This window comes from Nereida ignava (assembly GCF_001049735.1).
GTDB classification, from domain to species: Bacteria; Pseudomonadota; Alphaproteobacteria; order Rhodobacterales; family Rhodobacteraceae; genus Nereida; species Nereida ignava.
Genome location: NZ_CVPC01000002.1, coordinates 1 through 24,281 on the forward strand (window position 1 = coordinate 1; position 24,281 = coordinate 24,281).

Below are 24,281 nucleotides of genomic sequence, written 5' to 3' on the forward strand. Positions count from 1 at the left end.
ATCGCCTTTAACTTCAAGCGCATAGTGATGACCGTTTCCCGACAGCATTGTTCCGGGCACAGCCACGTTGTGCGAGGCATGTTGGATCGCTTCAATCGGTACACCGGCGGCAATTTTACCCATTACAGGTAGTTCAACTGCTTGAATTTGCACAGATTGCGCCCGTGGTGGCGTCTGATCAGGTCGGTCACCATCAATAACTTTGGGTGTGAAGCCGGCAGTAGGGGCGCCGCCCATGCTTTCGGGCAGTTTCACAATTTCCAACGCACGGGCTTTGTGGGCCAAGCGGCGGATAAAGCCGCGCTCTTCAAGGGCGGTGATCAAGCGGTGAATGCCCGACTTTGACCGCAAATCCAGCGCTTCTTTCATCTCATCAAAACTGGGGGGGACGCCGTCTTTTTGAACACGTGCTTGAATGAACTCAAGTAAATCCAACTGTTTTTTAGTCAGCATAATGCACCCCTGTAAGCGTTTTGTTTACAGATGTTCTATCGATGTTCCTGTTTTGTGTCAATCTTTAGATCAAGATGATCTCAACGGGCGCACCAACGGCGATCTCGGGTGCGTGTGGCGCGCGTTTTATCAGGCAATTCGCGACGTGAAGAACTTTGAGTAAACTGCTGTCTTGGCGATCAAATACTTTAACGGTGCCGTCACGGTAACGCCCACGCATATAGTGTTCACGCGGACCATTTGCCGGAATGATTTTGTTGGTTGGCGCCGTGATTGTTTCGCGCGCAGTAGCAGGCAGGCCCAGCATCTGATCAACTAATGGCTTAAGAAATATCTCACCGCAAACCATGGCTGACACGGGGTTTCCAGGCAGGCCCAGCATCGCGATGCCGTTTATCTTACCAGCCATAAGTGGTTTACCCGGACGCATGGCGACTTTGTAAAACGCGCGTTCAAGTCCCATGTCAGCGGCCACAGCGCCCACCAAATCATGATCCCCAACAGAGGCGCCACCCACAGTCACGATCAGATCGGCACCGCGCGCCAGATCGAACGACTGGCGCAAAGATGCCTCATTATCGCGCGCGATTGGCAACATTCGGGCGGTTGCGCCCGCGGCTTCCAACATCGCTGCAAGGCCAAAGGTGTTCGACGCGATGATTTGTTCATCGTTCGGCGCTTCACCGGGCATGACCAGCTCGTCACCCGTGGCCAACAATGCCACTGCGGGTCTGCGGCTCAGAGTTACCTCGGCGATATTCATTGAGGCCAAAAGGGCGATGTCAGCGGGTGTTAGCCGTTTGGGAGCTTTAACAACGTGGCCCTGTTTGAAATCACCACCGGCGGGGCGGATATGTGTTGCCGCCTCAAGAGACGCCCCAAGCGTGATGCTGCTGTCGCGCCCAGTTACATCTTCCTGAATAACGACGCGCGTTGCGCCGTGGGGTAACGGCGCGCCGGTGAAAATACGTACTGCCTGACCTTGCTGAACGACGCCTTCAAATCGGTGTCCTGCCGCGGCTTCGCCGATAACGCGCAAGGTGTTGCCCGCAACATGGTCGGCGTCCTGAATGGCGTAACCGTCCATGGCGGAGCTGGAAAAGGGCGGCTGAGCGCGCTCGGCCGTGACTGCTTCGCGCAGGACGCGGCCCGATGCGTGGCGTAGTGGGACCACTTCGGTATCAAGCGGCGTGCCAAGGGAAAGCACCGCCTCAAGTGCTTGGGCAACGGTTATCACGGCGCGGTAAACCTGCCTGACTTGCCGCCGTCTTTCAGCGTGACGCGGACCGCGCCAATTTCCATGTCTTTTTGAACGGCCTTGAGCATATCGTAAGCGGTAAGCCCTGCGACGCTGACGGCGGTCAGCGCTTCCATTTCAACGCCGGTTTGCCCTTTGGTTTTGACCTCAGCGGTGATGCGCAAGCCGGGTAGGGACGCATCAGCTACCAAATCGACAGCAACTTTGGTGATAGGGAGCGGGTGACACAGTGGTATCAGAGCAGCGGTTTGTTTTGCGCCCATGATGCCCGCAAGACGTGCGACAGAAATCACATCGCCTTTTTTGGCCCGTCCTTCGTTCACAATTTCAAGGGTTTGGGGTGACATCTTAATGTAGCCCTCGGCCACGGCGATGCGCGATGTTTCAGCTTTGTCCGACACATCGACCATCTGCGCGCGGCCTTCGGTGTCAAAATGCGTGAGCTTCGCTTGGGTCATGACGACACTGGTGGAGCGGGATTGCCAATCAGCGCGTTGGTGGCAGCGGCCACATCTGACTGGCGCATCAGGCTCTCACCAATCAAGAACGCACGCGCGCCATAGCTTGCCATATCGGCCAACTCGGCGGGGGTGTTCAGGCCACTTTCACACACGATTGTGCGGTCCGCTGGCACCATTTTTGACAGGGTGCGCGTTGTATCAAGAGTGGTCTCAAACGTTTTGAGGTTGCGGTTGTTGATGCCCATCAGCGGGGATTTCAGCAAGCAAGCGCGCTCAAGCTCTTCGGCGTCATGGACCTCAAGCAAAACCGACATGCCCCATTCGGTCGCGGCGGCCTCAAGCTCGGCCGCTTGGTCGTCTGATACGGAGGCAAGGATGATCAAGATACAGTCCGCGTGAAGCGCGCGCGCCTCCACAACTTGGAACGGATCATACATGAAGTCCTTGCGCAATGCGGGCAGAGTGGCCGCACCGCGTGCCGCGGTCAGGAATGCGTCAGCGCCCTGAAAGCTTGGCCCGTCGGTCAGCACAGAAAGACAGGTCGCGCCGCCGGCTTCATAGGCTTGGGCCAAGGCGGGCGGGTTGAAGTCTTCGCGGATCAACCCTTTTGAGGGGGAGGCCTTTTTGATCTCGGCGATCAGCCCATAACCGGTTTTGGTGGCAGCAATCACGTCACCTGCAAAGTCACGCGGCGCAGGCGCGTCTTTGGCCAGCGCTGTTACGGCTTCAAGGGTGGTTTCGGCTTTGCGCGCGGCCACTTCTTCAAGTTTGTAGGCTTTGATTTTATCCAGAATGGTCGTGCTCATGCGGCCTCCGACGTGAGCTTTGCAAGCTCGGTAAGTTTTGATTTTGCAGCACCGCTATCGATGCTTTCGCGGGCCATTTCAACGCCAGTTTTCAGACTGTCAGTTTTCTCCGCAACAATCAGCGCCGCGGCAGAGTTCAACAACACCGCATCGCGGTACGCTGACGGCTGTCCATCAAGAAGCGCGCGGAACGCAGCGCCGTTTTCTTCCGGTGTGCCGCCCAAAATTTCAGCAAAGCGGTGCACGGGCAGGCCTGCGTCTTCGGGGTGCACTTCGCGAGATGTGATCTTGCCGTTCTCTAGGGCAGCCACAGCCGTGGTGCCACAGATGGTCAACTCATCTGTCCCGTCCGAGCCATGCACAAGCCACGCTTTTTCACTACCAAGCTGTAGCAGTGTTTCGGCCATCGGCATGATCAAATCGGGGGCGAACGCACCGGTCAGTTGCCGCGTAACACCTGCGGGGTTTGTCAGCGGGCCCAAGATGTTGAAGATCGTTTTGCACCCAAGTTGCTGACGCGCGGGCATGACGTGTTTAATCGCAGGATGATGCATTGGTGCCATCATAAAGCCGATGCCAATTTGCGCGATGGCCCGTTCCACCACATCCGCTCCGACCAGGACGTTGATGCCCATTTGCCCAAGTGCATCCGCCGCACCGGACAGTGATGATAAGTTGCGATTGCCGTGTTTGGCCACAGGCACCCCTGCGCCTGCAACAACAAACGCCGTGGCCGTTGAAATGTTGAGCGTGCCCATGCCATCACCACCGGTGCCCACGATATCCATCGCGCCGGCAGGGGCTTTGACCGCGTTACATTTGGCGCGCATGACCGCCGCACCGGCGGCGTATTCCGAAACAGCTTCGCCGCGGGCGCGCATGGCCATCAACAGCCCGCCGATTTGCGCGTCTGTGGCCTGTCCCTCAAACAACAACTCAAACGCCGCTTCCGCCTGCGTCCGGCTTAGCGGGCCTTCGGAGGCCCCGAAAATCAGGGGTTTCATCTGGTCGCTCATGGGTGTGCTTCCTCGGCGGTGAGTGTTTTGGCACTGCTTGGCAGCAGGTCAGTGAAGTTTTTAAGCAACGCCATACCGTGTTCAGATCGGATTGATTCCGGATGAAACTGCACCCCGTGGATTGGCAATTGGCGGTGTTGTAGCCCCATGATCGTGCCGTCCTCAAGGGAAGCAGTCACCTCAAGCGCATCGGGCAGGCTTGGTGCATCAACCACAAGCGAGTGATAGCGCGTCGCCAGAAAATTCTGGGGCAGTCCTGCAAAGAGACCTTTGTTTTCGTGTTGGATCGTGCCCATTTTGCCGTGCACAATCTCTGAGTGGCGCACAACTTTGCCGCCAAACGCCTCGCCAATGGTTTGGTGTCCAAGACAGACACCCAAAAGCGGCAATTGCGCGGCGGCGGCGGCCTCTGTCAGCGCAAGACAAATGCCTGCTTGGGCCGGATCACACGGCCCGGGCGAGAGTAAAATCCCTTCCGCGCCCATTCTCATTGCCTCATCAACAGTGATCGCATCATTGCGCACGACCTTCACATCCACCCCAAGACCGCCCACATAATGGACAAGGTTGTACGTGAAGCTGTCGTAGTTATCGATCAAGAGCAGCATCGCTGCGCCTCCGTGGGGCAAAAGGTTGAGCACCGAAAAGGGGTTACGCGGCGCATGGCTGTGGGGTTATAGATGGTCAGGGAATAAGACTGAGGTCAAGACGGGCGAGGGCGGAATGCGCCGGTTTGGGCAAGAAATTAGAGGATCTTGAGACGTGGCACGCGGATTATTGGCAGGAACCTTTTGGGGCACGGCGATTGGCGCAGCGGGCTTGCTTGGTGCGCATCTTGCGTTTCCGGTTGCCACAACGCCTCCGACTGCAGTGCCAACTGACGCGCCCGCACCTGTGGCCTCTGCGCCAGTTGTGGGTGATGTGGCCCCAACTGTGCTGCCGCCCGTTCTTGATACGCCAAGCGATGCAGCCCCAACGGTGAATGTCCCCGAGGCCCAAGTGGCGGCACCGGATGCAGACACGCAGACCGCAGCGCGCCCTGTGATCGGGGGGCAAAGTGGTGGCGTCGAAGGCCCCGCTGCAGTAGCGCCCCTTGGTGTTGAAGTACAGGTTGAGGCACCCGTTCTGCCCGCGCCGCAAGCGGCTGCACCGACTGCGCCAAGTGACGAGGATGGTTCCGCGCTGATTGCGGTTGATACTCAAAGCAGTGCCGCGCCAGCGGATGAAGCTCCGGTTGAGGCACCCGAAACTGATGAAGCACCTGCGCCCGAGGTAACTGAAGCACCTGAAATCGTTGATCCGCCCAGCGACAAACCTGAGGTGGGCTTTGAAAGCTCTGGTGGCACAATCGGTGATCTGGCCGAAGGTGTGAAAGTGAACCGCTCTTCCGAGCAAGACACCGCCCCTGAGGATGATGTTGCAGCCAGCGCCTTGCCTCAAGTCACCCCAACGGGCCGCGCGATTGTTGATTTTGCAGCCCCTGCTGACGTTGATCCCACCAAACCCTTGATGGCGCTGGTTTTGCTGGACGATGGCACCTCAACGCTTGATTTGGCGGGGATCAACAGCTTTCCGTTCCCCGTGTCGTTCGGGGTGAAAGCAACGGCGCCCACGGCAACTGCACGCGCCGCTCTCTACCGCAGCGCGGACCTTGAAGTGCTGTCGTTGGTTGATGTTTTGCCCACGGCCACGCCCGCAGATTTGGAAGTGGCCTTTGAAGCGGTGTCACAAGCTGTCCCCAAAGCCGTTGGCATTTTTGAGACAAGCGACGGTGTCTTGCAGCGCGCTGAGGATTTGCGCGACCAAGTGACAGATATTGCGGTGGACAAAGGCTGGGGCGTGATGACCTATCAAACGGGTCTAAACAGTTTTGGTCGTGTTGCTGCGCAAAAGGATGTCCCCACGGCACAGGTCTTCCGCGATCTTGATCCTGACGGGCAAGACGGTGCGGTGATCCGCCGTTTCCTTGATCAGGCGGCGTTCAAAGCAGCCCAAGAAGGTGCGATTGTTTTGGTTGCCCGCGCGCGCCCCGAAACTGTTGAGGCGATTTTGCAATGGGGGCAGGGACAACGCGCTTCGCGTGTCTCACTGGTGCCTGTCTCCGTGGTGCTGCAAGCCCGATAAAGACAGCGGCGCTGAGTGACGCCCTTAGCTGTTGCCTGAACCGAACCGTGCTGCATCGGCGGCCGCTTTGCGGATGGCGTTCGATTTGTGAACGGTCTCTTGATATTCAAATTCGGGGTCAGAGTCGTAGACCACACCGCCCCCCGCTTGGATGTATAGTTTTTGATCTTTGATGACGGCTGTGCGCAGGGCGATACACATGTCCATATCGCCGCCCGCCGAGAAATACCCCAAACCGCCGCCGTAGATGCCGCGCTTTTCGGGCTCTAACTCGTCGATGATTTCCATCGCCCGTACTTTGGGCGCGCCGGATACAGTCCCCGCTGGCATACCTGCAAAAAACGCCGATAGCGCGTCATGTTCAGGGGCAAGTTTGCCCACAACGTTCGACACGATGTGCATGACGTGGGAATAGCGCTCGACGATGAATTCTTCGGTGGGGCGCACAGTTCCAATTTGGCTCACGCGACCCACGTCGTTGCGGCCCAGATCGAGCAGCATCAGGTGCTCTGCCAATTCTTTTTGGTCCGCCAAAAGATCATCTTCGTTTGCCTGATCTTCGGCAGGTGTTGCACCGCGTGGACGGGTGCCCGCAATGGGGCGGATGGTAACTTCATCGTCAAAAACGCGCACCAGAATCTCGGGCGAGGCGCCGACAATTTGAAAATCACCGTGGTTGAAAAAGAACATAAACGGCGATGGGTTGGTGCGGCGCAAACTGCGATAAAGCGCAAAGGGCGGCTCTTTGAAGTCTTGGGTCCAACGCTGTGAAGGCACGCATTGGAAGATGTCGCCCGCACGGATGTAATCCTTGGCGGTTTCCACGGCGGCCTTGTAATCGTCTTTGGCAAAGTTCGACACAGCATTTGCCGGTGCAGGTTGGTCGCGCATTTGACGTGTGTCTGCGGGTAAGGCGCGGTCCAGATCGCGCAGCGCATCTTGGACACGTTCAGCTGCTTGGGCGTAAGCCGCGCGGGCGGACAGACCGCTTGAGACCCACGCAGGGGAGACCAGGATGACTTCGCCTTTCACTCCGTCGAGCACCGCCACAACAGACGGGCGTAGCATGATCGCATCGGGTACGTTCAACGGGTCGGGGTTGATGTTTGGCAGGTTCTCAACCAGCCGGATCATGTCATAGCCAAGATACCCAAAAAGCCCCGCACAAGCCGCAGGCAAGTCATCAGGCAGATCAATCTTTGAGGCGGCAATCAGCGCGCGCAAAGATGTCAGCGGATCATCAACTTCTGCCATAAAAGCGTCGTCATCAAAGCGTGCCTCGCGGTTGATGGCAGCCTTTTGGTCTGTGCAGCGCCAGATCAGATCAGGCTTCATCCCAATGATCGAATATCGTCCGCGCACTTCACCGCCAGTGACGGATTCCAACATAAAGCTATTGGTTTGCGCCCCCCCAAGTTTCAGCATCAATGACACGGGCGTATCAAGATCAGCCGCAAGGCGCGTGTAGACCAGTTGGTTTTTGCCGGCCTCAAACTGTGCCGCAAAATCATCATAGCTTGGGGTCAGGGTCATGATGGTGTCCTTTGCGCATATCTAAAGCGCACGGTGTTAAATGGGGGTGGGGCCGCGCAGGTGCGCAGCCACTGGTGTTTTTGGGCCCGCTTTAGTTGAAGCCTGCGTGGATCGCGTTGATTGCACCTTGGTCCAGCTGCACGCGGGCATCTGCTTGCACGGCAGCCGTAAACGCATCCAGCACGTCTTGGCTGATATCTTGGCGTGCTGCTGTCTCAACTGCGTCGCGCAGGGCCGTGATTTCGGGGTTGTCCGCATCGGGGCCATTCACCGCATCAAGACGCACGATATAAGTGGCACTTTCGCCTTCAATCGTGCGCACATCACCGATGGCCATTTCGAAAGCGGTCTGCACCAGTTCAGGTGCCGCGCCGGGGATGGTGTCGCTGCGGGTCAGGTCCTGTTCAATCACTTCATCAAGACCAAGATCAGGCAGGGCAGTTCCCGCGCGCAGGCTATCTGCTGCGGCGTCTGCTTTGGCTGCACGGGCCGCGGTGCGCTGTGCTTCTTGCCACGCAAGGGTCGCTTGTTGTTGAACATCGCTTAGCGGTTGCAACGTGGGCGGAATGACCTCGTCAAGGCGCAGCGCAAAGATACCACCGTCTTCAAGCTCAGCAATCTCCGGGAAGTCTTCGGCGCCAACAATACGTGCGGCCTGACGGAACCCGTCGTAGGCGGCGATGTCTTGCTCTGCGTCCGGTGTCCAGTCAATCGTCCCCAGGGTCAGATCGCTTTCAGCGGCCAGATCCTCAAGCGTAGCGCCAGAAGCCAATTCCTCGTCAAAGCCACGGGCTTGGTCCTGAATTTGGCGCGCTGCACGGTTGGCCAGAATGTCACTGGCAAGATCGTCACGGGCCTCAACAAAGGGTGTTTCTTGAGCGGTCAAAATAGCGTTCACACGGAAGATTGCCGGACCAAGATCGGTCTCGACCACTGCGGTGACGCCCGTATCATCAAGGGCAAAAACGGCTTCTGCCGCACCGTTCAAATCAGCTTGGGCGACAGGACCCAGATCAATATCCTCAAGGGTAAGGCCGCGATCAAGCACCAGTGTTTCAAAGCCACTTGGATCAACGGCAAGCTGCGCAGCGGCGGCTTCGGCGGTGTCTTGATCTTCAAATACCAGTCGCTCAACCAAGCGGCGCTCGGGCTGGATGTATTGATCGATGCGCTCTTCATAAAGTTCGCGCAGGGTGGCGTCATCGATCTCGATCGTATCGGCCAGCATGGCGGGTGTGAGCCACACATAAGTTAGCCGCTTTGCCTCTGGGGTTGTGAAGGTGGCGGGGTTGGCCTCATAGACCGTCTGAAGCTCGGCCGGCGTGGGCACGGCCAGAGGCGTCTCAAGATCGGTCTCTGCCACAGTTCCCCACGTGATATTACGGCGCTCCGCAAGGTAGGAGAACATCAAATCCACATAGGCATCAGAGGGCGCGGTGTCCGTGGTGATGGCGGCTTGCAGCAGGTTGCGTGCAGCTTCGCTGCGAATGTCGGCTTCAAACTCGGCCTCGCTCAGGCCAGCGCGCTCAAGGGTAAAGGCATAGGCTTCGCGGTCAAATTGGCCGTCGAGGCCGCGGAACGTCTGCACTGCGCGCACTTGCTCGGCCACCTCCGCATCGCCCACAGACAGGCCAAGGCGCATGGTCTCATTATCAAGAGCGGTCTGTGCGATAACGCGTTGCAATACGGATCGGTCGATGCCGAATTGCTGTGCCTGAGCGAAGGTGATGTTCTGGCCGAATTGTGCGCCGAGGCTGCGTAATTCTTGATCCAGCGCGCGGGCATAATCGTTTGCGTCAATCGTCGTATCACCGACTTTGCCGATGCTTGAGATGTTCGTGCCAAAGCCGCCGGTGCCAAAGCCAATCAGCGAAACCCCCAACAAACCGAGTAGGGCAGTGCCCAGAAATTTCGATGCTTTTTTCTTCTCGGCCATAACGCGCGCGCCTCAATGTTTAGGGTGGCAGGGCTGGTACACGCCCGCCGCAGTGATGTTCAAAAGATGTCTATGCGCGAAGGGGCAGACCTTCAAGGGCGCTGAGCCGTGCAAAAAGGGCCGCAATGCCGCTTGCGTCAATATTGGCAAAAGCGATGCGCATTTCTTGCGCGCCTGCGGGGTCGTCACTAGGCCGGAACATGGTGCCGGGCAGGGCAAGGATTTGGGCGTTATGGACCAGCCACTTGGCCAACTCATCAGAGGGCATTGCATAGGGGTGCCGCAGATAGGCAAAATACGCGCCGTTGCCCAACAGGGACCAACCTTTGGCCTCAAGCGCGGGCATGTTTTGCCCAATTGCTGCGCTGCGGTTCAGGATTTCCTGCCGCTCGCCTGCAAGCCAGTCGCTAAGGTTTTGAAGGCCCCAAAGGGCTGCTTTTTGACCAAGCTGGTTGGGACAAATAGCAACTGTGTCGAGGAATTTTTCCGCTTCGGCCAAAAACGCAGGTGACGCCATCATGGCACCCACGCGGTGACCGGTCAGCCGGTAGGCTTTGGAAAAGCTGTAAAGCTGGACAAGGGTCTCATCCCAATCAGGTAGCCCGACAAGGGTATGGGGCGCGCCGTCGCGGCTGTCAAAGTCGCGGTAGGTCTCGTCAATGAGCAGTTTCAGCCCGTGCGCTTTGGCCAGATCATAGAATGCACGCACAGTTTCACTGCTATACTCGGTGCCCGCAGGATTATTGGGGGTTACCAGCACGATGGCCTTTGTGCGCGGCCCGATCAGGGCTTTGGCCGTTGCGACATCCGGCGTCAAATGAGCGCCTGTATCAAGCGGCACCGTCGTGACGCCTGCCATATCAAGCCACATTTTATGATTGAAATACCAAGGGGTTGGCAGCAGAACTTCATCCCCTTCGGCGCAAATTGCCGAAATCGTTGCTGAGAACGCCTGATTGCACCCCGATGTGATGGCAACCTGCGCCGGTGACACTGTGCCCTCAAAGTGGCGCGCCCATTGGCTGGCAAGTTCGGTGCGCAGCGCATCGTTGCCCAACACCGCCCCATAAAGATGCGTGTCATCTTCTTCCATCATGGCCGCCATCGCCGCACGCATTTCGGCGGGTGGCGGGTTCACGGGGGCAGCTTGTGAAACGTTGATCAGGGGCTGTTCGCTGAAATCAGCAGTCTCAAGCCAACGGCGGGCCTCCATAACGGGGGGCGCAAAAGTGGTTTGTGTTCGAGACTGTGACATCAGCTAAGCTCCTGAAAGAAGGGCAGTTTTGGATTAGACGCCGCGGTAGGGCTCCACATATTGTAGGGCCATATCCCACGGGAAAAAGATCCACGTATCTTGAGAAACACCTGTGATGAACGTATCGACTTGCGGCTCGCCTTTTGGTTTGGCGTAAACAGTTGCGAAATGCGCGTTGGGGTACATTTCACGAACCAGTTCAAGGGTTTTGCCGCTGTCGACCAGATCATCGATAATCAAAATGCCCGTGCCATCGCCCATCATATCAGCGTCTGGACGTTTGAGCACAGAAGCCTCGGATTGGTCTTGGTGCGAGTAGGATTTCACGCTGATCGTATCAACGGTCCGCACGTCCAACTCGCGCGCAACGATCATTGCCGGGGCCATGCCGCCACGGGTGATTGCCACGATCGCGCGCCAGTTTCCATCGTCCGGCCCTTTGCCATCAAGACGCCACGCCAATGCGCGGCTGTCACGGTGGATTTGGTCCCATGAGATGTGAAACCCTTTTTCGTGCGGCAAACGATCAGTCATGTGGTGGTCCTTTCGGCGGAATTAAGTGAAGGCGACCTTAAGGCCCAACAGGGCAAGGATGCCCCCAAAACCGCGGTCAATAATGTATTTGAGGCGGAGGTATCCGCGGCGAATGTGCTCAATAGAAAACAACCGCGCCACAATCGTGCAGCAGGCAAACTCGTTGATCAAAATAGCGCCAAGCAGGGCCAGCACCCAAAGCGGCGAGGCGTCTGTTGGAATGGTGCCCACGAAAATCGCACCAAAGAAAACGGCTGGTTTGGGATTGGCCAGCTGTGTCGCAACCCCGCACCAAAAGGCAGCAAACGGGGTGGGTGTTTTGATATTTTCGGGGGTCTCAACGTCCGCATCTGCGTCGCGCCACATTTGTAGCGCGAGCCACATCAGAAACAGACCCCCTGCAAGTTTGAAGCCCCACATCAGGCCCGGCGCTGCGCGAAACAAAACTGCCAGACCAAAAAGGGCCGCAACGGCCCAAAACAAAGCCCCAACAGCGATGCCAGCAGCCAAAAAGACAGATGTCTGCATCCCGTCGCGCAGCCCGACACGGGCCGCCATCAAAATAGCAGGGCCCGGTGAGGCCGCCGCGACAAGATGCAGAAAATACGCCGTCATAAAGGCCGCAATCATGAGCGCGCCGTTATTCTTTGGACATATCGGGGGCGTCGACGGCTTTCATGCCGACCACGTGATACCCTGCGTCGACGTGCAGGTTCTCGCCTGTGACGCCACTGCCCAGATCAGACAGCAAGTACAGCGCGGATTTCCCCACGTCTTCGGTGGTCACATTGCGGCGCAGGGGCGAGTTATACTCGTTCCACTTCATGATGTAGCGGAAATCACCGATTCCAGAGGCCGCAAGCGTTTTGATTGGACCCGCAGAGATGGCGTTGACGCGGATGCCGTCTTTGCCGAGGTCTTCGGCCAAGTATTTCACGGACGCTTCAAGGGCCGCTTTGGCAACCCCCATGACGTTGTAATGGGGCATCACTTTTTCTGCACCATAATACGTCAGCGTCAGGCACGAGCCTCCGGGGTTCATGATCTTTTCGGCGCGCTGCACGACGGCTGTGAATGAGTAAACGGAGATATCCATGGACATTGCAAAGTTGCCGCGTGTCGTATCAACGTACCGGCCGCGCAATTCATTTTTGTCAGAAAAACCAATAGCATGTACGACGAAGTCAATCTTGCCCCACGCTTTTTCAATCTCGGCAAAAAGCGCGTCAATTGAGGCTTCATCGCCCACATCGCACGGGATTACCATGTCAGAGCCAAGCTGTGCTGCAAGAGGGCCCACGCGTTTAAGCAGGGCGTCACCTTGATATGAGAAAGCAAGCTCGGCGCCCGCATCGGCGCAGGCTTTTGCAATGCCCCACGCAATAGATTTATCGTTGGCCAGGCCCATGATGAGACCGCGTTTGCCGGCCATGAGTTGGTTTGACATTGTTTTCCCCTTGGGTAGTGCTGGCGCTTGACCGCCTCTGTGTGAGGTTTACGTCAGCCCTAAGCGAGCGGCAAGGCTCCGTGCTGTGTTATCTTGGGCAATTGCCGGTTCAACGGGCAACGGCAGGGGCCCAAATGCACAAAACGGCGCAAGCGTGATGCAGACAACAGACATTAACCACCTTTTTGAGGACGTATTCTTACTATGACCGGACGCAGTGGAATTTTCGCGGGCGATGACCCGTTCGAGCTGGCAAAATTATGGATGGCCGAGGCCGAGCAAAGCGAGATCAATGATCCTAACGCCATAGCACTTTCGACAGTGGATGCAGACGGGATGCCGAATGCGCGCATGGTGTTGCTAAAAGATGTCGAGGACGCGGCATTTGTTTTCTACACCAATTATACCTCGAAAAAGGCGCAGGAAATTGATGGGGCCGAAAAGGCTGCGTTTGTAATGCACTGGAAGTCTTTGCGCCGCCAAATTCGTGTGCGCGGTCATGTGACCAAAGAAGATGGGCCGCAAGCGGATGAATATTACAACTCCCGCTCGCTCAAAAGCCGCCTTGGCGCGTGGGCCTCGGATCAATCCAAACCATTGGCATCACGGGCAAGCCTTATGGCAGAAGTGGCAAAAGTGACGGCCAAGATGGGCGCAAATCCGACGCGGCCACCTTTTTGGGGCGGCTACCGGATTACGCCGATCGAGATTGAGTTCTGGGCCGATGGGGAGTTTCGCTTGCACAACCGGTTCCGCTGGACCCGTGCAGCACCGGATGAGCCATGGGATGTAGTGCGTTTGAATCCTTAGACTTTTACGTACTTAAACCAAAGATAGCACAGCGTTCCTAAAGAGGCCGTCGGTACTCCGCAGATAAATTGCACCGACGGCCCGTAACCTGCAGCACAGTAATCAGTAGTGTAATTACAGATGGAGCGTCCCCAAAGCGGGATGGTTATGTGCAAAATGCAAGAACAGCAGAATATTGAGAAAGTAGACGTCGAAGAAGAAGAAATCGTATTTGGCGTCGTTAAATGGTTTGACCCGGTTAAGGGTTTTGGATTTGTTGTGGCTGACGACGGTGGTCCCGACATTTTGTTACACGCAAATGTTTTGCGTAATTTCGGCCAAGGCTCCATCGCGGAGGGCACAGAAATTGAGATCGCAATTCAACACACAGATCGCGGCGTGCAGGCGGTTGAGGTCCTTGAGATCACACCACCAGAAGACGACGGCACCAGCACACTGGGCGAGTTTGTTCACGTCAGCCCCGAAGAGCTACAAAAGATCGAGCTTGAGCCGTCCCGCGTTAAGTGGTTCGACAAAACCAAAGGTTTCGGTTTTGCGAATGTGTTTGGCTTTGACGAAGACATCTTTGTGCATGTTGAAGTACTGCGCCGTTCTGGTCTGGCAGATCTGCAAAGCGGCGAAGCCGTTGGCATCCGTGTCATCGACGGTGAGCGCGGCAAAATGGCAGCGCAAGTCTGCACATGGGATTTCGCTGTCGAGCGTCAGTAATTCCATCTTTAGAACGATTTTCAAAAAGCACGTAGCGATGGCCGCTGCGTGCTTTTTTGTTGTGCTGCCGTTTGGCGCACAGGCCGCGTGTTCCGACAGTCAGATCGAATTGCGCGGCACATGGGGCAAGGCGGTTTTTGACGTCGAAGTCGTCGCTGACCCCGCTGAGCGTGCCCAAGGGTTGATGTTTCGCGAAACCATGCCGCGTGGGACAGGGATGCTATTCGTGTACGAGCGTCCACAAACCGTTGCGTTCTGGATGAAGAATACGTTGATCCCCCTCGATATGATCTTTGCCAGTGAAGACGGGGTAGTGCGCAAAGTGCATTCAAACGCGATTCCTGGTGATCTGACACCGATCCCCGGGGGCGATAACATCATGTATGTGCTCGAAATTAACGGCGGATTGTCCGAGATTTACGGGATCAACGCGGGTTCTGAGATGCGGCATGAGATTTTTGACAAAGAAGTTGCATCTTGGCCCTGTTAGGGGCTTTTCATTTGCGCAAAGGCGGATTAAACGCAGCATCAGTCGGGGCGTAGCGCAGCCTGGTAGCGCGACGGTTTTGGGTACCGTAGGTCGCAAGTTCGAATCTTGCCGTCCCGACCACTTCACAACATTATTTATTGAGCCAGTGCCCCAAGGGTAGTCTGTAGTGCTGTCACACATTTAGTCATGTGTTGAGAAGGGCGGCTGTCTTTTGCGTTATTCCCTGCAAATCGTAGTGGTGCTAGATTCGGAGTGGTTTATTGAATGTGTGCTACATTTAGTGGCAAAGGCTGTGCGCCTTTCCACATTTGCTATCATCTGCGGAATAATTGATACTTTTGATACTGATCGGCTTGGCTAATTTTCCTCTTCAGGAAAATAATTTTAGCGATCCATTAACCCAAGTACGCTGGCCGTAAATTCTGCCATCCTGTGGAAAAGCGTCTGGATAAAGTCTGCTGATTTCTTAAAGAGCCGCGATAAAACTGCGGGAATAAAAGGAAAAATTCGGTTGTTCATGTTGCGGGCGAAATCACAGTTATCCACAGCCTTCGCGCACATGAATCACATGATTGTGTCTGGCCCATACTAGGCCCCTTACCGTCAATACCATTTTGAGACTTTGATTAATAAAAAACCGTTGACCACCTAGGTGGAACTACGTCAGGTTGTGCAGGCTGACATGGTGGCCACTACATATAGTGGCGCGCAGGTTGGTGGGGACAGGTTCAAAAGACCACAACAAATATAGGATGTGCGCGGCGCCACTTGCCAAGACGCACTCCGTCAGAGCTACGGATAACCGAGGCGCTGAGCAGAAGATTTGTCCCTATCAGCATCAGCCAAGACGCGCCGCTGCGTGTTTTGCAGTTAAACATTTTACAGGGACAGGGCTCCGAGATATGAAAATTGACCGCACATTTACCGCCGCCGGCAAAGACGCATACGCCGAACTGGACTTTATCAAAACAGTTTCGGAAATCCGGAACCCCGATGGCACGATTGTGTTTCAACTCGAAGATCTGGAAGTACCCTCCAGCTGGAGCCAAGTTGCCAGCGACGTGATTGCGCAGAAGTATTTCCGCAAAGCGGGCGTGCCGTCCAAAATTGAAAAAGTGGCCGAGAAGGATGTCCCTGAGTTCCTTTGGAAGTCCAAACCAGCAAAAGGTGCGACCTTCGGCGGCGAGACATCAGCGAAGCAAGTTTTTGATCGTCTGGCGGGTGCGTGGACATACTGGGGTTGGAAAGGTGGGTATTTCACCACTGAAGCTGACGCCCGTGCGTATTTCGACGAGATGCGCTACATGCTGGCGACACAGCGCGCCGCGCCGAACAGCCCGCAGTGGTTTAACACGGGCCTGCACTGGGCCTACGGTATCGACGGACCTGCCCAAGGCCACCACTATGTAGACCACAAGACCGGCAAGCTAACCAAATCCACCAGCAGTTATGAGCACCCACAGCCACACGCGTGCTTTATTCAATCTGTTGCGGATGATCTGGTAAACGAAGGCGGCATCATGGACCTTTGGGTGCGTGAAGCGCGTTTGTTCAAATACGGCTCTGGCACAGGCACAAACTTCTCAAGCCTGCGTGCCTCGGGTGAGGGGCTCTCTGGCGGTGGTAAATCATCTGGCCTGATGGGCTTTTTGAAAATTGGTGACCGTGCAGCTGGTGCGATCAAATCTGGTGGCACAACACGGCGCGCGGCCAAAATGGTTATCGTGGATGCGGACCACCCCGATATTGAAGAATTCATCGAGTGGAAGGTGCTTGAAGAGCAAAAAGTAGCGTCCATCGTTGCTGGCTCAAAGATGCACGAGCAAAAGCTCAACGCGATTTTTGCGGCGATCAAAGCGTGGGACGGTGCGCAAGAGGATGCCTATGATCCAAAGGTTAACCCACAGCTGAAAGAAGCGGTAAAGTCAGCCAAGAAAGTTGCGATCCCCGAGACGTACATCAAGCGCGTTCTAGATTACGCAAAGCAAGGCCACACCTCAATTGAGTTCCCAACATATGACACGGATTGGGATTCAGAAGCCTATAACTCTGTCTCCGGTCAGAACTCGAACAACTCAATCCGGGTGACTGATGCATTCCTGAAGGCCGTTGAAGCAGATGGCACATGGGATTTGATCAATCGCACAGACGGCAAAGTGTTCAAGACCGTCCAAGCGCGCGATTTGTGGGAAAAAGTAGGCCACGCAGCTTGGGCCTGTGCCGACCCGGGCATCCAGTACCACGACACAGTCAACGCGTGGCACACATGCCCAGAAGACGGTGAAATTCGCGGCTCCAACCCGTGTTCAGAGTACATGTTCCTTGATGACACGGCCTGTAACCTTGCATCCATGAACCTGCTGACGTTCCTCAAAGACGGTGTGTTCCAGTCTGAAGACTACATGCACGCGTGCCGTCTGTGGACAGTCACCCTTGAGGTGTCTGTGATGATGGCGCAGTTCCCATCCAAAGAGATCGCGCAACGCTCATATGACTTCCGCACACTTGGTTTGGGCTATGCAAACATCGGTGGTTTGCTGATGAACATGGGCTACTCTTACGACAGCGATGAAGGCCGCGCGCTTTGCGGTGCGCTGACTGCAATCATGACCGGCGTCAGCTATGCAACATCTGCCGAAATGGCCGGTGAGTTGGGCCCGTTCCCAGGGTACAAAAAGAACGCAGACCATATGCTGCGCGTCATCCGTAACCACCGCACAGCAGCCTACGGCAAGACAGACGGCTATGAGAACCTTGAAATCAAGCCAGTCGCGCTGGACCACGCGTCTTGCCCAGACAAAAGCCTGATCGAACTGGCGCAATCCGCATGGGACGAAGCGCTGAGCCTTGGCGAAGCCCACGGTTACCGCAATGCCCAAGCCACAGTTGTTGCGCCGACAGGCACAATCGGCTTGGTCATGGACTGTGACACCACAGGTATTGAGCCAGACTTTGCACTGGTGAAATTCAAGAAGCTTGCGGGGGGTGGTTATTTCAAGATCATCAACCGCTCTGTTCCAGCAGCCCTTGAAAAGCTTGGCTACGGCAGCGCGCAGATCGAAGAGATCGTCAGCTACGCCGTTGGGCACGCCTCAATGGGCAATGCGCCGGGCATCAACCACACCGCCCTGATTGGTCATGGTTTTGGCCAGGCCGAGCTTGAGAAAGTGGAAGCTGCGTTGGCATCAACGTTCGACATCCGCTTTGTGTTCAACCAGTGGACCTTGGGCGCAGAATTCTGCACCAATGTTCTGGGCATTCCGCAGGATAAGCTGGCTGATCCAACGTTTGATCTGTTGACACACTTGGGTTTCACCAAAGCGGACATCAACGCAGCCAACGACCACGTTTGCGGCACGATGACCCTTGAGGGTGCGCCACACTTGAAGAAAGAGCACTATGCGATCTTCGATTGTGCCAACCCGTGCGGCAAGAAAGGCGAGCGTTTCCTGAGCGTCGACAGCCACATCACCATGATGGCCGCAGCGCAGTCGTTCATCTCTGGCGCGATCAGCAAGACGATCAACATGCCAAACGACGCAACGATCGAGGATTGTCAGAAAGCCTATGAGCTGTCTTGGTCTTTGGGTGTGAAAGCGAATGCGCTCTACCGTGACGGCTCAAAACTCAGCCAGCCGCTTGCTGCGGCCTTGGTCGAGGATGATGATGAGGCGGCTGATGTGCTTGAGAACGGCTCCACCATGGAGAAAGCACAAGTCATCGCCGAAAAAATCATCGAGAAGGTTGTGGTCAAAGAGGTCATCAAATCACACCGCGAAAAGATGCCACAGCGCCGCAAGGGCTATACCCAAAAAGCTAACGTGGGCGGGCACAAAGTGTACCTGCGCACCGGAGAGTATGCAGATGGCAACCTTGGTGAAATCTTCATCGATATGCACAAAGAGGGGGCGGGCTTCCGCGCCATGATGAACAACTTCGCCATCGCGGTGTCTGTTGGTCTGCAATACGGTGTGCCGCTCGAGGAGTTCGTGGATGCGTTCACCTTCACCAAGTTTGAGCCCGCTGGCATGGTCCAAGGCAACGACAGCATCAAGAACGCTACATCTGTGCTGGACTACATCTTCCGCGAATTAGCTGTTTCCTATCTTGACCGCACCGATCTTGCCCATGTGAAGCCTGAAGGCGCCACATTCGATGATATCGGCCGCGGTGAGCAAGAGGGCGTGAGCAACGTCAAAGAAGTGTCTGACACCGCTGCGACGCGCACCCTTGAAGCGCTCAAGACGATCAGCTCAACAGGCTATCTGCGCAAGCGTTTGCCCCAAGAGTTGACTGTGTTGCAGGGCGGCCAAATGGGCATGACCGAGACAGCGTCAGTGGCGCCAGTGGCCCCTGTGGTGGCTGATGGCACAACCGGCGTTGCCGTAGCCGAAGCCGCTGTTACAGGTGGCGGTGTACAGATGGACGCTCGTGCCAAAGCGAAGATGCAAGGCTACGAGGGTGAGGCCTGCGGTGAGTGCGGAAACTACACGCTGGTGCGCAACGGCACCTGCATGAAGTGCAACACCTGCGGCGGCACATCCGGCTGTAGCTAAAGAGATGCGGCGGCCCCCTGCGCGAGCAGGCGAGGGCCGCCCATGACGATCAGGCCGCAGGCATAAAACAACGTAAGAGCGGTAAATTATACGAGCCTGATTGAACAAACTGGGGCGCCTATGGGCGCCCCATTTTTGTTCGGTGTGTTGGTTTGGGTAAACAGAAGGAAACACTGTTTTTGCAGGCATTCATCCGGTGGGGCGCTGCCCCACACCCCGGGATATTTTTCAACAAAAGAACTTGTGCTGAAACTAAAAAGCTCCTCGCGCTTGTTCAGTGCGAGGAGCTTTAGCTTTAATCTGTAACTTATTGGAAATTATTGCTTACTCTGGGCCGCGAGAAAGGGCTGCCACGCCCGTGCGGGCCATTTCTATCAGGCCGATGGGGCGCATCAGATCGGCAAATGCATCGATTTTCCCGACGTCACCGGTGATTTCAAAAACGAAACTATCAAGGGTGCTGTCCACCACGTTGGCGCGGAAAATCTCGGCCAGACGCAGTGCTTCGATGCGCTTGTCGCCGGTACCCGTAACTTTGAACAGGGCCAGCTCACGTTCAACGGCGGGGCCCTCGACGGTAAGATCGTGCACGTCGTACACAGCCACAATCCGGCCCACTTGCGCTTTGATTTGTTCAATCATCTGCGGGGTTCCGGTTGTTACGATCGTGATGCGCGACAGCTGCTTTTCGTGATCCACTTCCGCAACTGTCAGGCTTTCGATGTTGTAGCCGCGCCCTGAGAAAAGTCCGATGACGCGGGCCAGAACGCCCGCTTCGTTGGCGACCAATACCGCAAGGGTGTGGCGTTCTTCTACGTCAGAGAAGGTTGGGCGAAGGTTGTAGGCGCTGTGGCTTGATGCGCCTTTCTTGAGTTTTAGTGCAGCCATTGGGTGTCTCAGTTCATGTATGTTTTGTGTGGGCCTGACGCGCCCGTTTTGTTGGGGTGCATCAGGCCAATAAGAGCGAAGGGTAGTGCGGATGTTAGACCAGCACGCTGCCTTTTGCATCGATCGCACCTTTGGTGCTGGCGTCGCCCAAAAGCATCTCGTTATGTGCCTTGCCCGATGGGATCATGGGGAAACAGTTTTCGTGCTTTTCAACAAGGCAATCAAAAATGACCGGACCGTCGTAGGTGATCATTTCCATGATGGCATCATCCAAGTCCGCAGCATCTTCACACAAAATGCCCTTGGCACCGAAAGCTTCGGCCAGCTTTACAAAGTCGGGCAGGGCTTCTGACCAGCTTTGTGAATAACGCTCGCCGTGCAGCAATTCTTGCCACTGGCGGACCATTCCGAGCCGTTCGTTGTTCAGAATGAATTGCTTTACGGGCAAGTTGAATTGCACCGCTGTGCCCATTTCTTGCATGTTCATCATCCACGAGGCTTCACCCGCCACGTTGATGACCAGCGCATCACGGTGCGCGGCTTGCACACCGATTGAGGCAGGGGTGCCGTAGCCCATTGTGCCCAAACCACCGGACGTCATCCAACGGTTTGGGTCTTCAAACCCCAGGTACTGCGCCGCCCACATCTGGTGCTGGCCGACTTCGGTTGTAATGTAGCGGTCGTATTTCTGGGTCAGAGCTTCAAGGCGCTCAAGAGCGTATTGCGGCTTGATGACTTTGCCTTCTTGCTTGAACGACAGACAGCGCACGGCGCGCCAGTCTTCAATCTGGCTCCACCACTTGGTGAGCGCTTCTTTGTTTGTCTGGCGACCTTTTGATTTCCAAACGTTCAGCAGGTCCTCAAGCACATGAGCCACATCACCAAGGATCGGCATATCCACATGGATGACTTTGTTGATCGATGAGGCGTCGATATCAATGTGCGCCTTTTTCGAGCCGGGCGAGAACGCATCGAGGCGGCCCGTGATCCGATCATCAAAACGTGCGCCGATGTTGATCATCAAATCGCAATCATGCATCGCCATGTTGGCTTCATAAAGCCCGTGCATGCCCAACATGCCCAGCCAGTTGTCACCGGACGCAGGGTAGCAGCCCAGTCCCATTAGGGTTGAGGTGATGGGGAAGTTTGTTGCCGCCACCAACTCGCGCAAAAGCTGTGACGCCGCGGGGCCAGAGTTGATGACGCCGCCACCCGAATAGATGATCGGGCGCTTGGCCTTGGCCATCGCGTCGGCCAATTCCTCAATGGTGGCCATGTCGCCTTTCACTTGGGGCTGGTAGTGCGACTTGGTGGGCGCGGCAGACTGATACTTGCCCTTGGCGAATTGGACGTCTTTGGGAATGTCCACAAGCACAGGGCCCGGACGGCCTGATGTCGCAACGTGGAACGCCTCGTGGATTGTGCCAGCAAGCTCATCGGTGTCTTTCACAAGCCAGTTGTGTTTGGTGCACGGGCGCGTGATGCCAACGGTGTCGGCCTCCTGAAATGCGTCAGACCCGATCATGAATGTGGGCACCTGACCGGACAAAACGATCATTGGGATGCTGTCCAAAAGCGCATCCGTAAGGCCTGTCACCGCGTTTGTGGCACCGGGGCCCGAGGTAACCAAAACAACACCGGGTTTGCCTGTCGCGCGGGCATAGCCTTCTGCGGCGTGGGTCGCACCTTGCTCGTGGCGGACCAAAATGTGGTTAATGTCGCTTTGCTGAAAAATCTCGTCATAGATCGGCAGCACCGCGCCACCGGGGTAGCCGAAAATCGTGTCGACGCCTTGTTCTTTAAGGGCTTGGATAACAATTTGGGCGCCTGTCATGGGTGCGGGCATCTTGGTCTCTCCGGTTTTCAACGTTTGCGCGGCTGGTTTCGCGTCAAATCAATAGCTAGCTCGTTTCAGGTTCAGAAAAGAAAAGGTGACATAAAAAAACCCCCGATTGTGTCGGGGGCGCATGGTTTCAAAACTGGATGATCTTACGATCCCATGCGCATCTTTCGGCAAATCACGACGACGTCTTTCATAGCCCGCCCTTTCTTCACAATTGCCACGGACATTATGGCGGGCATTCAGGGGCGTCAACAGCCGCACAGCAGTTTTTTGGCTGTTTTGGATAATTAAATAGCGATTTGAGTGATGAATTTTGAAACTATCGGAAAGTATGGGGGTATTTTTTTGGCATTTTATTGGATGCTGGCCTACAAATTAGCCCCTGTGCCCTGCAGAACCCCGTGCTCAAGCGCGTAGCGGGTCAGCCCTGCGGTAGATGAAATACCCAGTTTACGTTTGATATTCTTGCGGTGGGTCTCAACTGTGCGCACAGAAATATCCAACACGGCTGCGACGTCTTTGTTGGATTTCCCACTGGCAAGTTGCAGCAAAATGGTCTGCTCGCGCTCGGTCAGGATTTCGCGCCTGCCCGCAACCGCCGGTTCAAGCGAGCCTTTCGCGCCTGTGCACAAATACCGTCCACCAGACAACACCACATCGATGGCAGTTTTGATTTCTTCGGTGGGGACATCCTTCAGTAAATAGCCATGCGCGCCATAACTCAGCGCCGTTGAAATATATTCGGGCGTGTCGTGCATCGACAGGATCAGGATGTGGGTGTCGGGGTGTTGCTCAAGGATAATCTCGGTCGCGGAAAGCCCGCCCATGTTGGGCATGTTCAGGTCCATCAACACCACGTCCGGCTGCAACGTGCCTACTTGCGCGATGGCCTCTTGTCCGGATGATAGCGTCGCGACCACTTCAAGATCGTCATACGTCTCAAGGATCGATTGCACCCCTTGGGCAACCATCGGGTGATCATCGACAATCATAACGCGGGTGAGCGGCGGTGTTTGGGTCATTGGGTAATCTTCGCTGGTGCTTCGGGACTGAGAAGGTGGGTAAGCGGCACAGTCGCCTCGATGGTGGTGCCAGAGGCGGTGGACGCGATGTTCAGCGTGCCGTCAAGTTGCTCGATCCGCTCGGCCATATTGCGCAGACCAAGCCCCAAGCTGTTGCGACCGCGTCCTGATTTCAGGCCAATACCGTTGTCCTTTACCATCAACGTCGCCCCTTGGCGGTGACCGGCCAGGCTCATCACCATTTTCGAGGCATCGGCGTGCCGCTCAATGTTGGTCAGAGCTTCTTGGGCAATGCGGTAAAGCGCAATCTTGCTGTCGGGATCAAGACGGTTGCGAAAGACGACAGTTTCAAACGTGCATTCGATGCCCGTGCGCGCCTCAAAGTCATCGGTCAGCGATTGCAGGGCAGGGCCAAGCCCCAAGTCGTCCAAGATGCCCGGCCGCAAGTCACGGCTGATACGGCGGACCTCACCAATGGCGGTGTTCAGCCCGTCGATCCCTGCACCAAGGCTGTCACCGGCGGCGGCATCGCCTTTGTTGAAACGTCTGCGCGCAAGCTCAAGTGAATAGCGTACGCCTACCAAGATCTGGCTGATGCCGTCATGCAACTCACGGGCGACGCGGCCACGTTCTTCTTCTTGGGTATCAAAAATTCGTTCCGTCAGTGCCTTTAGCTTGGTATCGGCCAAGCGCCGCTCTCGGATGTTTAGCACCATGCCAGAGGCAAAAACCGCCAAAAGCGCACCAAGCGTGATGAACACAATATACTGGAACGTCCGATCGATGCGGTTCTCTACATCTGCGCGCGCTGCGGCCACCGTGCTTTGGATGTCATCGACAAAAATGGCGGTGCCGATGGCCCACTGCCAATCTTGCAGACCCAGCACATAGCTGATCGCGGGTTCTTTGGTGCCGGTGCTTGGCTTGGTCCATAAAAACGAATGATACCCACCACCCGTGCGCGCAATATCAATCAGCTTGTCGGTAACGGGCACGTCTTCGGGATCGGTCAGTCCGCTCCAGTCTTTGTTGATCAGAACAGTCTGACGCGGCGCCACAAGATTTGTGCCGTCGTAATCAAACACAAAGAAATAGCCGTCTTGGCCGTAGACCATCGCTGCAAGGCGCTGCTTTACCACGG

General features: G+C 56.0%; 21 protein-coding genes and 1 tRNA gene. 6 read left to right on the plus strand and 16 right to left on the minus strand.

Annotated features, from left to right (window positions below; all coding sequences use genetic code 11):
* From NIG5292_RS00225 to NIG5292_RS00250, 6 genes are all read right to left on the minus strand, one after another.
* Positions 1-453, minus strand: a 453-nt coding sequence (locus NIG5292_RS00225) for a LexA family protein (protein ID WP_048597340.1), incomplete at its 3' end; no start/stop codon positions are given.
* A gap of 64 nt (positions 454-517) precedes the next feature.
* Positions 518-1,690 (minus strand): molybdopterin molybdotransferase MoeA, encoded by a 1,173-nt coding sequence (locus tag NIG5292_RS00230; protein WP_048597341.1) that lies wholly within the window; start codon positions 1,688-1,690, stop codon positions 518-520.
* Positions 1,687-2,169 (minus strand): cyclic pyranopterin monophosphate synthase MoaC, encoded by a 483-nt coding sequence (moaC, locus tag NIG5292_RS00235; RefSeq protein ID WP_048597342.1) that lies wholly within the window; start codon positions 2,167-2,169, stop codon positions 1,687-1,689. The genes NIG5292_RS00230 and moaC overlap by 4 nt, the downstream gene beginning before the upstream one ends.
* Positions 2,166-2,978, minus strand: a complete 813-nt coding sequence (gene trpC / locus NIG5292_RS00240) for an indole-3-glycerol phosphate synthase TrpC (protein ID WP_048597343.1) — start codon at positions 2,976-2,978, stop codon at positions 2,166-2,168. The genes moaC and trpC overlap by 4 nt, the downstream gene beginning before the upstream one ends.
* Positions 2,975-3,994, minus strand: coding sequence for an anthranilate phosphoribosyltransferase (gene trpD / locus NIG5292_RS00245; protein ID WP_048597344.1), 1,020 nt, complete (start codon positions 3,992-3,994; stop codon positions 2,975-2,977). Before trpD ends, trpC begins: the two co-directional genes overlap by 4 nt.
* The gene (locus tag NIG5292_RS00250; protein WP_048597345.1) at positions 3,991-4,602 is read right to left on the minus strand and encodes an anthranilate synthase component II; all 612 of its coding nucleotides are present in this window, start codon (positions 4,600-4,602) and stop codon (positions 3,991-3,993) included. Before NIG5292_RS00250 ends, trpD begins: the two co-directional genes overlap by 4 nt.
* A gap of 154 nt (positions 4,603-4,756) precedes the next feature.
* Between NIG5292_RS00250 and NIG5292_RS00255 the strand changes: the two genes are divergently transcribed.
* Positions 4,757-6,118 carry a divergent polysaccharide deacetylase family protein gene (locus NIG5292_RS00255; protein WP_048597346.1) on the plus strand — a complete coding sequence of 454 codons (1,362 nt, stop codon included), beginning with the start codon at positions 4,757-4,759 and terminating at the stop codon, positions 6,116-6,118.
* Between the two features lie 24 nt (positions 6,119-6,142).
* Here the strand turns inward: NIG5292_RS00255 and trpE are convergent, their stop codons facing one another.
* From trpE to fabI, 6 genes are all read right to left on the minus strand, one after another.
* Positions 6,143-7,651 (minus strand): anthranilate synthase component I, encoded by a 1,509-nt coding sequence (gene trpE / locus NIG5292_RS00260; protein WP_048597347.1) that lies wholly within the window; start codon positions 7,649-7,651, stop codon positions 6,143-6,145.
* A 91-nt stretch (positions 7,652-7,742) separates the two neighbouring features.
* Positions 7,743-9,587, minus strand: coding sequence for a peptidylprolyl isomerase (locus NIG5292_RS00265; protein WP_048597348.1), 1,845 nt, complete (start codon positions 9,585-9,587; stop codon positions 7,743-7,745).
* Positions 9,588-9,657: 70 nt separating this feature from the next.
* Positions 9,658-10,842: an aminotransferase gene (locus tag NIG5292_RS00270; RefSeq protein WP_048597349.1), complete on the minus strand. Its 1,185-nt coding sequence runs from the start codon at positions 10,840-10,842 to the stop codon at positions 9,658-9,660.
* Between the two features lie 33 nt (positions 10,843-10,875).
* On the minus strand, positions 10,876-11,376 hold the full coding sequence (gene gpt, locus NIG5292_RS00275; RefSeq protein ID WP_048597350.1) for a xanthine phosphoribosyltransferase: 501 nt from the start codon (positions 11,374-11,376) through the stop codon (positions 10,876-10,878).
* Positions 11,377-11,397: 21 nt separating this feature from the next.
* A complete protein-coding gene (locus NIG5292_RS00280) occupies positions 11,398-12,006 on the minus strand; it encodes a LysE family translocator (protein WP_048597351.1) in 609 nt (202 codons plus the stop codon).
* A 10-nt stretch (positions 12,007-12,016) separates the two neighbouring features.
* The gene (gene fabI, locus NIG5292_RS00285; protein WP_048597352.1) at positions 12,017-12,823 is read right to left on the minus strand and encodes an enoyl-ACP reductase FabI; all 807 of its coding nucleotides are present in this window, start codon (positions 12,821-12,823) and stop codon (positions 12,017-12,019) included.
* Between the two features lie 204 nt (positions 12,824-13,027).
* On the opposite strand from fabI, the gene pdxH reads away from it, so the two are divergent.
* From pdxH to NIG5292_RS00310, 5 genes are all read left to right on the plus strand, one after another.
* Positions 13,028-13,633 (plus strand): pyridoxamine 5'-phosphate oxidase, encoded by a 606-nt coding sequence (gene pdxH / locus NIG5292_RS00290; RefSeq protein WP_048597353.1) that lies wholly within the window; start codon positions 13,028-13,030, stop codon positions 13,631-13,633.
* 156 nt (positions 13,634-13,789) lie between these two features.
* On the plus strand, positions 13,790-14,341 hold the full coding sequence (locus NIG5292_RS00295; protein ID WP_048597701.1) for a cold-shock protein: 552 nt from the start codon (positions 13,790-13,792) through the stop codon (positions 14,339-14,341).
* A gap of 37 nt (positions 14,342-14,378) precedes the next feature.
* Positions 14,379-14,831 (plus strand): DUF192 domain-containing protein, encoded by a 453-nt coding sequence (locus NIG5292_RS00300; protein WP_048597354.1) that lies wholly within the window; start codon positions 14,379-14,381, stop codon positions 14,829-14,831.
* Between the two features lie 43 nt (positions 14,832-14,874).
* Positions 14,875-14,951 (plus strand) — tRNA-Pro (locus tag NIG5292_RS00305).
* 782 nt (positions 14,952-15,733) lie between these two features.
* A complete protein-coding gene (locus NIG5292_RS00310) occupies positions 15,734-19,387 on the plus strand; it encodes a vitamin B12-dependent ribonucleotide reductase (RefSeq protein ID WP_048597355.1) in 3,654 nt (1,217 codons plus the stop codon).
* Between the two features lie 324 nt (positions 19,388-19,711).
* On the opposite strand, the gene ilvN is transcribed toward NIG5292_RS00310, so the two are convergent.
* The 4 genes from ilvN to NIG5292_RS00330 form a co-directional block, all read right to left on the minus strand.
* Complete coding sequence (ilvN, locus tag NIG5292_RS00315) at positions 19,712-20,275, minus strand: acetolactate synthase small subunit (RefSeq protein ID WP_048597356.1); 564 nt, start codon at positions 20,273-20,275, stop codon at positions 19,712-19,714.
* Between the two features lie 94 nt (positions 20,276-20,369).
* Positions 20,370-22,121 carry an acetolactate synthase 3 large subunit gene (locus NIG5292_RS00320; protein WP_048597357.1) on the minus strand — a complete coding sequence of 584 codons (1,752 nt, stop codon included), beginning with the start codon at positions 22,119-22,121 and terminating at the stop codon, positions 20,370-20,372.
* 365 nt (positions 22,122-22,486) lie between these two features.
* On the minus strand, positions 22,487-23,140 hold the full coding sequence (locus NIG5292_RS00325) for a response regulator transcription factor (protein ID WP_048597358.1): 654 nt from the start codon (positions 23,138-23,140) through the stop codon (positions 22,487-22,489).
* Complete coding sequence (locus tag NIG5292_RS00330; RefSeq protein WP_233488127.1) at positions 23,137-24,279, minus strand: cache domain-containing protein; 1,143 nt, start codon at positions 24,277-24,279, stop codon at positions 23,137-23,139. Before NIG5292_RS00330 ends, NIG5292_RS00325 begins: the two co-directional genes overlap by 4 nt.
* Positions 24,280-24,281 lie beyond the last annotated feature (2 nt).